Source organism: Arthrobacter sp. 18067 (assembly GCF_902706295.1).
GTDB lineage: Bacteria > Actinomycetota > Actinomycetes > Actinomycetales > Micrococcaceae > Arthrobacter.
In genome coordinates this window covers 20,207-32,882 of the sequence record NZ_CACSJJ010000024.1, presented here as the reverse complement: position 1 = coordinate 32,882, position 12,676 = coordinate 20,207, and the positions used below count along the sequence as shown (strand labels likewise).

The window sequence follows — 12,676 nt, the reverse complement described above, 5'->3', positions numbered from 1 at the left end:
GGAGGCCACAATGTTGAAGGAAGTCACAACACACACAACACGTATACGCGCGATCAGCCAGCTCCACCGTGGAGACGAGATCGAAGCCCGCCTGTCCGTGGGACCCGCCTACGATGACGTGGTCATCCGCCGCGGACAGGTCCAGGAAACCGCGCCGGGAATCGGCGTCGTCTGGATCATGGATCACGTCTCAGGTATGAGGAAAGCCATCAATACCGACGAATGCAGTGTTTGGCGCGTCGCCTGAACCGGCTTGACCCCAAACCCCACTCAGCCACCGGCCACGGACTGGACAATCAGGACCTCCTGGCCGGCCGCGACCTCCGTATCAAGACCCTTCAGACGCCGGACTTCATCACCGTTCACGTAAATATTCACGAAACGGCGGAGCGCCCCGGTTTCATCACGCAAACGCCTGGCCAGCACCGGATAATCTCCGGTCACAGAATCCAGCAACTGTCCCACGGTCACAGCCCCGTCGGCGGACGCAGTCAGATAGGACTGTCCGCCGACGAGCGGCTGCAGGACACCAGGCAACAAAACCGTAAAGTCAGCCACAACGGACCTAACCAGGTACCGGGGCGCTGGATTGATCGTCCGGAGTGGGGTCAATCGACTGGGCCGCTTCCTCCACTATCACTGCGGCTTCGGCAATCACAGTGGCTTCCGCCGCAGCCAGCGGGGCTTCCACGCCTGCGGCGTTGCCAACCACGACGGCGGCCCGCACGCACAGTACGTCCGGTAGGTGCGAGGCCACTTCAGTAAAGGTCCCGCCCTCGTCGGCGCTGGCGTACACGGCACCGCCGCGCGTTCCGAAATACACCCCAACGGGTTCGGCTGTGTCCACGGACGCGGCGTCGCGCAGGACGGCGTTGTATTCGCGGTCCGGGAGTCCCGTGTGCAGTTCAGTCCACGAGTTTCCTGCGTCGTTTGTTCGGTGCACGCTGAGCTTGCTGTCAGGTGGGATGCGTTCGCCATCGGCCTTCAACGGGATGACCCAAGCCGTTCCCTCGCGGCGGGGATGCGTCAGCATGACAAAGCCAAAGTCTGCCGGCAGCCCCTCGGCGATGGAGTCCCAGTTCTCGCCGTTATCGTCCGTGCGGTACACGCCGTGATGGTTCTGCGCATACAAACGGCCCTCGACGGCGGCGTCCGCTGCGATCTTGTGAACGCACTGGCCGAACTCGGGATTGGGATCGGGCATGAAGTAGGCCGAGATTCCCTTGTTACGGGGCTCCCAGGACGTCCCGCCGTCGAGCGATCTGTAAACTCCGCCAGTGCTCATGGCGATGTGGACCTTTTCGCCGGACGGATCAATCACGATCGAGTGCGCAGCCGCCCCACCATAGCCGGCGCCCCATTCGCTGCGATGCGGGTGGTCCCACAGTCCGCGGTTGAGCTCAAAGTGCTCGCCGCCGTCGGTCGATTTCCACACGGAAATCGGTTCGCAACCAGCCCAGACGACGCCGGGGCGGGAGTCGGCGTCGGGGTAGATCTGCCAGATGCGTTCCAAAGCGGCGTCGGTGCCGTCCGGGAATTTGATGGCGCCTTGCTCGGGTTCGGTCCAGGTGGCGCCAAGGTCGTCGGAGTGGGCCACGGTTGGTCCCCAGTGCTCTGATCGCACGCCCACCATGATCCGGGTTTTGCCGTCCCGCGTGTCTATCCCGATGCTGGGTATCTCGCTCATCAGGAAGTGCGGGCCGGAGAGGGACCATTCCTTGCGGTCCGGGCTGGTAGCCAGCCACAGGCCTTTCTTGGTCCCGATCGCTAAGACATAACTCTCTGCGGTATCTGCGGTTGCCATGAACCCCATCGAACCATCAGGGCGGGTAGGTGGCAAGGGTGGGATACTGGCCCCGTTTGTGGATGTGGCCGGCATTTTCCATCGCCGATAAATCAGTACCGATCCCTTTATTGGCGTGTGGCAGCATCCTCGGAGAAAATTTCAATTAGCGCTTGGTCAGACATGAATTTTCACGAGATGCCCCTAATTTCACGTTAGGCTGGTTTGATGCTTCTCGCACCGATCCCTATTCACTAAAGGGAGAAAACGTGCTTGACTGTTGGCTTTGTGGCAAAAGCCGGTGCAGCAACAAATGCGGGGGATTAAGTGAAGCACGGAGATAGAAATCATTTGAGGGTAACGAATGAGGGATATTTGGTGCTCGGAAGATAGCGGCGCCGCGGCATGATTGCAGTTTCGTTGCAAGAGGGCGCAATAGTCCTGGACCCCTTCTCCGTCCGGGTCGTCCTCGGCTTGGTCACCCTGACCCTGATCGTCATTTCCTGTGTCTCGTCCCAACGGAGACGCTCGCCCTACGCTGAGTGGTGGCGGGTAGCCCTGTGCCTCTTTTTCGTTGGCAATGCCGCCTTCCTGATGAACGGTACGGCCGCCCAACTGTGGGCCAATCCCACCGGGAAGGCCCTTGTTGTCGCGGGGACATTCTGTGTCTGGGCGGGAGCACGTACCCTCCGCGACCGCCGGGCAAGCGCTTGGCTGCTGTTGCCGGCTCCCCTTCTCAGCGGCTTTGCATCCGCCCTGGACGATCCGGGAAACAGCGTGTGGTCCGGCGGTTTGGTCTACCTGTGCCTGACGACGCTGGGAATCACGTTGGCTGCGTTGGAACTGTGGTTCGCGAAACCTGCCCGGTCCAGGATCACCAAATTCCTGTCCATCATCGCCGGGCTGACGGCCTTGTACTACCTGTTCCGGGCGGTGACCTTCGTGCTGGCCGGGCCGAACAACGAGGTCTTCCGTACGTTCTTTGGCTATGCGCCGGCCGCCCTGATGCATTTGATGCTGCTGGTGGCCGTGTCCTCCACCATGAATACGCTCAGCAACAAGCAGTTGATCAAACGCCTCCGGGAACGCGCGGATCGTGATCACCTGACAGGGCTGCTCAACAGGGGTGCTTTCCTGGAGCTGGCCTCCCGGCAACTGGCGGGCCCTATGTCCCATCACGGTGCCGCCCTGGTCCTGGCCGACTTGGACCATTTCAAGGCAGTCAATGATGAACACGGACATTCGGCCGGTGACGCGGCCCTCCGCGCCTTCGCCACAGCCTGCACTGCCTCGGTCAGGTCAACAGATCTCGTGGCGCGATACGGAGGGGAGGAGTTCATCCTGTTCCTGCCCGGAGCCACCCAGCAACGGGCAGAGATCATCGCTTCAGAAATCAGTAGCCGCCTGTCGGCGATGCAAGGCCCGGATGGCCTGCCGTTCCCAACAGTGAGCTACGGCGTTACCTCGACAGGTGCCGACGCTCCGGACTTGGCCTTCATGATCAACGTGGCAGATGCCGCCCTTTACAGCGCGAAAGCCCAGGGGCGGAACAGGGTTGTAGGAGCCGAGCCGATGGAAGCGGAACCAGCGGCCGAAGCCGGCCACCCGACGTCGTAGTTTCCACCGATGCGTAGTACATGGGCACACGATGCATGGTGTCGCGCCTCACCCCCAGGCTGTTTCAATGCCCGACGTTATGCCTAGGCTGTGGGTGGCAAGTGAGACTGGTTCCCACCCGTGGATCACGGAGAACAACGATGACGGAGAACGACGATGACTGACGCAAACACCAACGCACGTGCACAGCAGCTGAAAGCCCTGCACGAGGCACCGGAAATCCTGAGTGTGGTCAATGTGTGGGACGCCATCAGCGCCCGGACAATTGCAGCACTTCCTGAGACGAAGGCCATTGCCACGGCAGGGCATTCGATTGCTGCAGCCTTTGGCTATGCCGACGGAACCATGCCCTTGGACGTCGCACTGGACGGCGTGAAACGCATCGTCGACGCGGTGGATCACCCGGTCACTGCCGACCTGGACGATGGCTACGACAACCCGGCCGAGACCATCCGCCGGGCGATTGGGATCGGCGTGGTTGGTGCCAACGTCGAAGACCGGCTTCGGCCCTTCGACGAGGCCGTGGCCCGCGTACAGTCGATCATTTCGGCGGCCGCCGACGAAGGCATCCAGTTCCAGCTGAACGCACGCACCGACGCCATTGCCCGGGGCGGGGACCGGCCGATCCAGGACAGTATTGAGGACGCCATCGCCAGGGGACGCGCCTTCCTGGACGCCGGCGCTTCGCTGGTTTTCGTGCCTGGCGCCATGACCCGTGAGGTCATCGAACCGCTGGTTGAAGGCCTCGGTCACGGGAAGCTCTCCGTGATCGGTGCACCCGGAGCCCTCCCTGCCGCCGAGCTCCAGGAACTTGGTGTGGCACGGGTGTCCTACGGTCCGTTTACCCAACGCGTGGCCCTGCGTGCACTTCAGGACCTCGCCACCGACCTGTACAGCTCGGGAGTGATCCCTACGGACACCCCGGCCCTGAACTAGCAGGACCAGTCGCCGGCTGCCTGAGCTGTCACGCCTGCGAAAGGCGGGACAGGTCAGGAGCCCGAGCGGGTGTCGAACGCCGCCGCAGACTCCCGGAGCAGCCGGGCCACCGTGTCCACGGGCAGGCTTGCCGCCCTTCGTCGATCGAACCGTCGCAAGGCGATGTGCCGGGTTCCCAACCCCGGAACGTCCAGGATGTCCACTTGGTCGTGGACCACGCCGGTGAGCGCCAGGGTGGGCACGATGGCAACCCCCTCGCCAGCAGCGACGAGTGCCAGCGCGGTGAGTGTGTCGTGGTACTGATGAACAGTCTCAATCCGGGCCCCCGTCGAGTGGCGGAGGCGCCCGAGCACTGCAGTGTTGGCTGCTGACGGCTCCACTCCCAGCCACGGCAGGGGCAAGCGGCTCAGGTCGATGTTGTCCGTGCCCAGGAGGGTTCCTGTGGGCACCACGAGCTTCCATGGTTCATCCAGCAGGGGTTCCTGCACCATTCCGGCCGCCATCGGATGCTGCTCGGCCGCCGTCGAGTCCTGTTCAATCACCACGGCGTCGAGCTGGCGTTGGCGGAGCAGCCGCATCAGCGCGGGATAGGAATCCTCCACGATCTGAATCTGCAACTGGGGGTATTGGCTGCGCCAGTCCGGAAGGCGCGGGATCACCACTGTTCGCATGAAACTGGTGAATCCGCCCACGCGAACGACCCCCGCAATGTTGACCTCGCTTTGCATCCGCGCGCGGGCCACGTTGAGGGCCCGTTCTATCTCTTCGCCTGCCTCGGCCATGGCCAGGCCTGCGGGTGTGAGCACTGAACCTTTGGGGGTTCGCAGGAGCAGCGCCTGCCCTGCCTCGTTCTCGAGTTTACTGAGCTGCTGCGACACCGCGGAGGGCGTGATCCGCAGTTCATCAGCTGCCGCGAGAACGCCTCCGGTACGGGCAACCGCGAGAAGAACCAGCAGTCGGCGCGGGTCCATATCCATGTTAAGCGCTCCTAAACACGGGCTTCAGAATATTGCAATTGAACTAAATGGCTTACTCACTCAATATTGACTCAAAAGCACGATTCAGTCGCCCACCACCGACTACCGAATCAAGCCTCCACTCTGGACTACACGCCGCCCGCCGGCTTCATCCGAGTGCCCAAAATCATGAAAGGACTCCCATGGAAATGCTGTTCGAAATCACCGGCTGGGCTGGCGCAGTGGCAATGCTCGGCGGCTACATGGCAGTGTCCATGGGCTGGCTGCAGGCGGGCAGCACCTTCCAGACCGTCAATCTTTTTGGTTCATGTGCCTTCATCGTCAACGGCACGCTCCATGGAGCCTGGCCCTCCGTCGTCACGAATGTTGCGTGGTTCCTGATCTCAGCCGTGGCGCTGCTCCGGATGCGGGCCAAGCAGCGGCCTGCGCGCGTCGCGGCCCAGGCTCCGGAGAGCCCGTCACTTGGCCCGGACACTGCCGCCCAGGTCATCGTCGCGGCAGCACGCCCGGCCGCCAGCTGCGCGTAGTCCTGGCGCAACCAGCAGTCCTCCCATCACAAAAGGTAACGTCCCGCCGTCGTCCCCGGGACCGGAGCCTATTCTGGGCAGTAGCCGCCGCCCGACCGTGAAGGAAGCCCATGCCCACCCCCGAACACCCCCTCCGCAAGCTTGGTTTCCTCACTATTGGCCTGTTCGATCCGGCGGATCCCGCGGCGGGGCACCGATCGACGTTGGAGATCATCGAACTCGGCGAGCGGCTCGGGTTCGACAGCGCTTGGCTGCGGCACCGCCACCTGCAGTTCGGGATCTCCTCACCTGTTGCGGTGATGGCCGCAGCAAGCCAGCGCACCTCCAGGATCGAGCTCGGCACCGCGGTAACGCCGCTGGGTTGGGAAAACCCCTTGCGACTGGCCGAAGATCTGGCCACCGTGGACCTGCTCTCCGGTGGGCGGATCAATCCGGGGCTGAGCGTGGGCGAACCCATGAACTTCGACACCCTGAAACATGAGCTCTACCCGGACACCGCTGACGTGGAGGACTTCAGCTACGCACGCGTGGACCGGCTTGCCCGTCTGATCGCCGGCGAAAAAGTGCGGGACTTCTCCGGGAAGCAAGGCGTAGTGGAGGAATTCTCCAACCGCGTGGAACCGCACTCCGCCGGGCTTCGTTCGCGGCTTTGGTATGGGGCGGCAAGCATGAAATCGGCCGTGTGGGCCGGAGAAAACGGCTTCAATCTGCTCTCCAGCAGCGTGATCTTCCCCGACAAGGACCAGGAACCGGATTTCGCCGGGGTCCAACAGTCACAGATCCGCGCTTACCGCGAGGCGGCGGCTGCGTCAGGAAACGCTGCCCGCATATCGCAGGGCCTGGTAGTAATCCCCACTGATTCGGCGTCACCGGCCCAGCGGCAGAAGTACCAGCGGTACGTCGACGAGCGCACACCACGCACACGCACACCCCAAGGATCGAAGGGCGTGATGTTCGCCAAGGACATCATCGGCACCAGCGATGACATCGCCGAGCAGCTCTATGCCCACAAGGGATTCCAGGAAGTCGACGAGGTTGCCTTCGCGCTGCCCTTCAGCTTTGACCATGAGGACTATGTACAGATCCTCACCGACATCGCGGAAAAACTGGGACCGGCCCTGGGATGGAAACCGGCCAGCTAGGGAGCCCTTCAGTCCACGAACTCCGACTGCGTCTCGATGAAGTCCCAATCGGCAATGGTCAGCACACCGCTGACCTTGTCCCGGTGGGGTCCGCCGGCTTCGGCAATATGCTGCAGTACCTGCAGCGGAAGTTCGTCGGCACGCAGGTTTTCGCGCAGCCATTCCTTGCTGTCCAAGTGCAGATCGAGCCACCACATGTAAATTTCCATCGCAGACCGCCTTCCCTCGAATTAACCGTAGGCCCGGGCTGTGGCGTCTACAAGGGTCCCGGCCCACGGGCTCTTGTGGCGGGCCGGGCTTAGGGCCAATCTATTTCTAAGGGGCACTCCCGGCTCACTGGATGTGCGACGGATCGCCCTCTGCAAAAGGGATCCGCGATGGACTGTGACATCGAGCTGGAAATTGATACCGGCTCCGCACGCGGCGAATATACGGTGCACGTGGTCCGTGCCCCGGCGGGAGGCCATGCTTCAGGCATGTTCACCCTGGATGTGGACGGCATCCTTGAGCGCCTCCCCCAGCTGGAAGCCACCGTGCTTGCTTCAGCTGTCGCCGCCCGCCGGACCATGCCCGTGGCCGAGATGGCCGTGCGCGAAGTTGGCCAGGAGCTGTTCCAGGCGCTGTTCACGCGCGAGGTCTACGGCACGTACCGGGCCAGCCTGGGTGCGGCGCAACATGCCGGCCAACAACTGAGGGTTGTCCTGAGACTGGCGGCTCCGGAACTGGCCACCATGCCCTGGGAGACACTGTTTGATCCGGAAACCGAAACGTACCTCTGCCAGACAGAACCCCTGCTCCGGCACGTTCCCGCACCTGATTACAACCTGAATCCCTTGGATGTTGCGCCACCGTTGCGCATCCTCGGGATCGTGGCCTCACCCCGGGACCTGCCCACCTTGGACGTCGAGGCTGAGAAGGACCACCTGGGCCGGGCCCTTGCCGGTCCAGTGGCCGAAGGCCGGGTGGAGCTGGTCTGGGCAAAGAGCGGCACTTGGGATGACGTCCAGTCCATGCTGCTCGCCGGCCCTTGGCATGTGGTCCATTTCGTGGGACACGGCGATTACGATTCGCGCACCGACGAAGGCCGGATAGCGCTGGTGGGACCCGACGGCAGGGCCGCGATGGTCCGCGCCGTCCGGCTCATGGCCCTGCTCAGCGTCGCGGCGCCCCGTCCCCGGTTGGTGGTGCTGAACTCGTGTTCCTCCGGGGAGATGGGTCAGTCGGACCTCTTCTCAGGCACCGCGTCCGCGTTGGTGCGGAGCGGAATCGGAGCGGTGGCCGCCATGCAGTTCGCCATCAGCGACTCCGCCGCAATCGCCTTCGCCCACGGTTTCTACGCCGCCATCGCGAACGGCCGCACAGTGGACGAGGCAGCACGGGTTGGCCGGATCTCGGTCATGGCCAGCCCGGACGGCACGCTGGAGTGGGTCACCCCGGCCCTCTACGTCCGCGGCGGCTCCACGCAACTGTTCACCTTGAAAGGAACGCCCCGTGCTCCCGGTTCTGTTGACGGGACAGGTTCGGTTGCAAGCACTGCTTTTACTACAGGCACGACGGCGGCGGCATCAGCGGGTGGCCAGGCTGCGGGTTCGACGGCGGTCACCTCGGACGGCGGTCAGGCGACAGCCCCACCGGGAGTTGGCGGTGGTTCCGGAAGCGGTGCTGCGCAGGCCATGAAGCGGGCCCAACTGCGTGCACTGTACGTTCAGGCATCCGCGGAACTGCGGGCACGGCGCTTCGAGCAGGCCGTAGAGCTGTTCGAAGACCTCCTGACACTGGAACCTGGATATCGCGACGCCACGGCCTTGAAAGACAACGCCCGGCACCGGCTGGAGCTGGCCCGGACGTACCGGGAAGCGCTCGAAGCTGAAGAAACAGGCGATTGGTTGGCCGCAGCAGATGGCTTCGCCGCGGTCCAGGACGACCCCGAGTACCCGGGAGCCGCAGCCCGGAGGCAGGGCTCCGAACGCCGGCAACGGGTCTCGGACCTCCAAGGCGAGCTCAGGTATCACTCCTCCCTCGGCTCGTGGGAAGCAGTGCTGGACGTGTCGGAAGAGTTGGCGGCCGTGGATGCCGGGGCAGCGGATCCCGATGGCCTCGCCACAGCCGCGCGGACAGAAATCGAGAAGGCCAAGCCCAAGGAGCCACCCGCGGCTGAGGTGCCTGTGGTTGCCGAGGCCACTGAAGATGGGACGCCACATGGCTCCTACACAGCGGCCGATCCACCGTTGCGGCCATTTCGGAAACCGACGCCTGCACACACCGAGGCGGCGGAGCAAAGTCCCGGCCCTGGGGCTGGCGCGAGTGAACACTCCAGCACGAGCCCCACCCCAACTACCGGCCCCGAGGCACGTCCGGTACCTGGCCCAACCCCGGACGAAACCACAGCTGAGGCACCCGCTGGCGTCCCGGCGTCGGGCGCTGGCGTTTCAGCACCCGTCCCCGGAGGCGGGCCGGAGCCGCCACTGTGGACGCCGCTGGCGTGGGGCGGCGCCGCACTGATCGTGGCCGGCGGGCTGGGAGCATGCTTCGCGGTCTACTTCCTGTGGCTGGATGAGAACTACTGGTACGAGAGCGGCGGCGACGGCTCCCTCCGCATCGTCTATGGCCTGGTGGCACCGCTTGGATACCTTTTGCTGGCGGTCGCGGGCCTTCCTGATCGCAGCGTCATGGGCCGTGTGGTCATGGCGGGCGTGGTTTTTTCCGGGGCCGTTTTTGGGCTCTCGGGCCTCAACTACACCGTGGAGTTGACCGCGGTGGTGGCCAGTTTCGTGCATGCAGGCTTCGGTTTGTGGGCCGGGATCCTGGCTCTGCGCTCCCGGCAATCCCAGCCGTTCGGGTGGCTTCTGCTGTGGCCCACGGTGACTGTCCCGTTGGTCTGGGTTCAGGACAAGGGAGTGTTCCTTGAGTCCTGGTACCGGACGCACGCCTACTTCGCTTTGATTCAACTCTTGGTTTTGTGCGCTGCCGGGATCGGTCTCGTGGCCGCAGCCCGCCGCATGCGTGCGCCGTCGGAGAAGGGACAGGAACATGAGCAGGCTGGTTGAGTTCACTACCAACGACGGCGGCACGGTTGTTGTGGAGGTCGCGAGCGCTGCGGGAAGCCTGGTGACCAGGGGTGGCGATCACGCGGGGGATCATTCCGGCGTTTTCGCGCGTGCCCAGCAGACCTTCGAGCGGGCGTTGGCGCATGTGCGCCCGGCGGTTCAGGGGGTAATCGATGAGCTCCTGAGCCTGGAAAACCGTCCGGATGAGGTGAGCGTGGAATTCGGCATCGACCTTCATGCGGAGGCGGGCGCGTTCATTGCGTCGGCGAGCACGGGCTCCAATTTCACAGTGCGGCTCACGTGGAACAAGCCGTCTCCACCCAAGTAGGTCGCAGTTAAGCGCGTTGTGAGCCGTCATAACGCGCTTAAGTGCGACCCAGTTGGGTGAGGGTACAGCCTGTTCATTGGATCGCCCCGGCGCAACAATAAGGGTATGGCTGCGGAAAATTTCAGCGGACCGATTCCCTTGGTTGTGGGGGTACTGCCGGACCAGCATGTGGAGGTCCTCCAAACCGCCCGGACCTTGGCCGAGCGGCTCGGCGTGCCGTTGGTGTGCGCCTACGTTGACGAGGCCAGCTACCTCGTGGAGTGGGACCCGGCCCGGGAGACACACCGTATGTCGCTCCATCCCGAGAAGGACGATGCCGACGTCGAGGCCGTGCGCGGCGATCTTGGCAGGGTCATCGCGGAGGCGATGGATGGCGGTACGGCTGATTGGACCTTGCGTCTGCTGGCAGGCGATCCGGCACGGGCCTTGGGCAGGCTCGCAGCGGATATCAACGCCTCAATGATCATCGTGGGGACGCCGGAGCCGGGATTGGGGCATCGGATTTCGGAGGCCCTGAATGGCTCGGTGGCGGCCTGGCTTAGCCATCACCAGCGCCGCCCGGTGTTGATTGTGCCTCAGAAAAAGCGGCCTGACGGTGCCCATAAAAACTAAAGCGAAAGTACTTATTCGAGGTGGTAGCAAAGGGGTTCCTCGCAACGTAGAGTAATTACTGCAGGTCGGCGAAAGCCCCTGCTCAAAGGCTGCTCCGGAGTGCGTATCCCCCAATAACGCACTCCGGAGCTTTTTGTTTAAGCGCCGCCTTGGATCAGGTGCCGACCACCTTCTTTGACGCGAAGAACGGCCCCGACACACCTTTCCCAAGGCGTGTCGGGGCCGTTCTGAAGTCAAAATTGGTCGTGGCGCTACAGGCTCAAACGGACAGGCACGACGCCGGCACCAGGGTTGGGTGCCGCTACGTCACCTCACGAACGTGTACAGCAGGGCCGCCATTCCGAATCCCACAATGGAGAGCACTGTTTCCAGCACGGTCCAGGTCTTCAGGGTGTCCTTGACGGACATGTTGAAGTACTTGGAGATGATCCAGAAACCGCCGTCATTCACGTGGCTGGCGATGATGGAGCCGGAGGAAATTGCCACCACGATCAAGGCGAGCTGCGGCTGGGTGTAGCCGGTTGCCAGGCTGGGAGCCAGGATGCCGCCGGTGGTCACGATTGCCACGGTGGCCGAGCCCTGGGCGATGCGCATGCCCGCGCTGATCACGAAGGCGGAGAGGATGATCGGCAGGCCGGCCTGGGACAGCGAGTCCGCTACGGCCTTGCCAACGCCCGTAGCGGAAAGGACCGCACCGAAGAACGCGCCTGCACCAACAACCAGCAGGATCATGCCTACAGGACGCAGCGAAGAGCCCGTGATTTCGCTGAGTTCGGCGGACGTCATGCCGCGGCGGATGCCCAGCAGCCACATGGCCAGGAGTACCGCCACGGTCAATGCAATGGCAGGGTTGCCGAAGAACTGCAGCACGTCCCGGAAGGGTCCGGCAGGAGCGAAGATGTTGCCGAAGGTGCCGCCGAGAATGAGGATCATGGGCAGGCCGATGGCCAGCAGTACCAGTCCGATGGACGGCTCGTTGCCCTTTGCAGAGTCCGACTCGGCGACGATCCGGTCCTCCGGTACGGAAACCATCACACGCTTGCCGATCCACGTGCCCCACAAAATACCGGAAGCGAACCACGCCGGGATACCGCAGATGAGGCCCATGAGGATGATCCAGCCAAGGTCCACGTGGAACAGCCCGGCAGCAGCAACGGGGCCGGGGTGCGGAGGGAGGAAGGCGTGCGTCACGGAGAGGCCGGCGAGGAGTGGCAGCGCGTACAGGGCAAGGGACTTGCCGCCACGGATTGCGGCAACGTAGACCAGCGGCGCCAGAACGAAAATGCCGATGTCGAAGAACACGGGGATACCCAGCACGAAACCGGTGATACCCATGGCGAGCGGCGTTCCCTTTTCGCCAAAGATCTTCACCAGCTTCCCCAGTAGCACTTCAGCGCCGCCGGACCGCTCAAGGATGGCGCCAAGAACGGTGCCGAGGCCGATGATCACAGTGATGTGGCCCAGGATGCCGGCGAAACCCTTCTCAATCAGGGCGTCGCTGCTCTTGGTGGCTGAGCCCACCAGGGCCTCCACGGAGATCCCACCCACCAGGGCCACGATCACACCGGTTCCCACCAGGGCGATGAACGGCTCAAGTTTGACCTTGATGATCAGGAAGAGCAGAAGGGCAATGCCTGCACCTGCCAGGAGGAGCAGCCCGGCGGTGTCGTGCCGGAGCCATTCAAGGAATTCATTCATGGGCGTTTC

Annotated in this window: 13 protein-coding genes; 8 read left to right on the top strand and 5 right to left on the bottom strand. The window is 63.6% G+C overall.

Annotation, left to right across the window (positions count from 1 at the left end):
• Positions 1 to 10: 10 nt before the first annotated feature.
• Positions 11 to 247 carry a hypothetical protein gene (locus tag GVL04_RS20555; RefSeq protein WP_159707992.1) on the top strand — a complete coding sequence of 79 codons (237 nt, stop codon included), beginning with the start codon at positions 11 to 13 and terminating at the stop codon, positions 245 to 247.
• Between the two features lie 23 nt (positions 248 to 270).
• On the opposite strand, the gene GVL04_RS20550 is transcribed toward GVL04_RS20555, so the two are convergent.
• Entirely contained in the window at positions 271 to 558 is a 288-nt protein-coding gene (locus GVL04_RS20550) for a MoaD/ThiS family protein (RefSeq protein ID WP_159707990.1), read from the bottom strand.
• A 7-nt stretch (positions 559 to 565) separates the two neighbouring features.
• Positions 566 to 1,813, bottom strand: a complete 1,248-nt coding sequence (locus GVL04_RS20545; RefSeq protein ID WP_159707988.1) for an exo-alpha-sialidase — start codon at positions 1,811 to 1,813, stop codon at positions 566 to 568.
• A 375-nt stretch (positions 1,814 to 2,188) separates the two neighbouring features.
• Between GVL04_RS20545 and GVL04_RS20540 the strand changes: the two genes are divergently transcribed.
• Together GVL04_RS20540 and GVL04_RS20535 are read left to right on the top strand one after the other, a co-directional pair.
• Positions 2,189 to 3,400, top strand: coding sequence for a GGDEF domain-containing protein (locus GVL04_RS20540; RefSeq protein ID WP_159707986.1), 1,212 nt, complete (start codon positions 2,189 to 2,191; stop codon positions 3,398 to 3,400).
• A gap of 156 nt (positions 3,401 to 3,556) precedes the next feature.
• Positions 3,557 to 4,336, top strand: coding sequence for an isocitrate lyase/phosphoenolpyruvate mutase family protein (locus GVL04_RS20535; RefSeq protein WP_159707984.1), 780 nt, complete (start codon positions 3,557 to 3,559; stop codon positions 4,334 to 4,336).
• 53 nt (positions 4,337 to 4,389) lie between these two features.
• Here GVL04_RS20535 and GVL04_RS20530 read toward each other — a convergent pair whose 3' ends face one another.
• Positions 4,390 to 5,313 (bottom strand): LysR family transcriptional regulator, encoded by a 924-nt coding sequence (locus tag GVL04_RS20530; RefSeq protein ID WP_159707982.1) that lies wholly within the window; start codon positions 5,311 to 5,313, stop codon positions 4,390 to 4,392.
• A 182-nt stretch (positions 5,314 to 5,495) separates the two neighbouring features.
• Here GVL04_RS20530 and GVL04_RS20525 point away from each other — a divergent pair, with 182 nt between their 5' ends.
• Positions 5,496 to 5,840 (top strand): YgjV family protein, encoded by a 345-nt coding sequence (locus tag GVL04_RS20525; RefSeq protein WP_200846914.1) that lies wholly within the window; start codon positions 5,496 to 5,498, stop codon positions 5,838 to 5,840.
• A gap of 110 nt (positions 5,841 to 5,950) precedes the next feature.
• Complete coding sequence (locus tag GVL04_RS20520; protein ID WP_159707978.1) at positions 5,951 to 6,982, top strand: LLM class flavin-dependent oxidoreductase; 1,032 nt, start codon at positions 5,951 to 5,953, stop codon at positions 6,980 to 6,982.
• An 8-nt stretch (positions 6,983 to 6,990) separates the two neighbouring features.
• Here the strand turns inward: GVL04_RS20520 and GVL04_RS20515 are convergent, their stop codons facing one another.
• On the bottom strand, positions 6,991 to 7,191 hold the full coding sequence (locus tag GVL04_RS20515; RefSeq protein WP_159707976.1) for a hypothetical protein: 201 nt from the start codon (positions 7,189 to 7,191) through the stop codon (positions 6,991 to 6,993).
• 168 nt (positions 7,192 to 7,359) lie between these two features.
• Between GVL04_RS20515 and GVL04_RS20510 the strand changes: the two genes are divergently transcribed.
• The 3 genes from GVL04_RS20510 to GVL04_RS20500 all read left to right on the top strand — a co-directional run bounded on the left by GVL04_RS20510 (position 7,360) and on the right by GVL04_RS20500 (position 10,969).
• Positions 7,360 to 10,029 (top strand): CHAT domain-containing protein, encoded by a 2,670-nt coding sequence (locus tag GVL04_RS20510; protein ID WP_159707974.1) that lies wholly within the window; start codon positions 7,360 to 7,362, stop codon positions 10,027 to 10,029.
• Positions 10,013 to 10,357, top strand: coding sequence for a CU044_2847 family protein (locus GVL04_RS20505; RefSeq protein WP_159707972.1), 345 nt, complete (start codon positions 10,013 to 10,015; stop codon positions 10,355 to 10,357). Before GVL04_RS20510 ends, GVL04_RS20505 begins: the two co-directional genes overlap by 17 nt.
• Positions 10,358 to 10,462: 105 nt before the next feature.
• Positions 10,463 to 10,969: a universal stress protein gene (locus GVL04_RS20500; protein ID WP_159707970.1), complete on the top strand. Its 507-nt coding sequence runs from the start codon at positions 10,463 to 10,465 to the stop codon at positions 10,967 to 10,969.
• 306 nt (positions 10,970 to 11,275) lie between these two features.
• Here the strand turns inward: GVL04_RS20500 and GVL04_RS20495 are convergent, their stop codons facing one another.
• On the bottom strand, positions 11,276 to 12,667 hold the full coding sequence (locus GVL04_RS20495) for a GntP family permease (protein WP_159707968.1): 1,392 nt from the start codon (positions 12,665 to 12,667) through the stop codon (positions 11,276 to 11,278).
• Positions 12,668 to 12,676 lie beyond the last annotated feature (9 nt).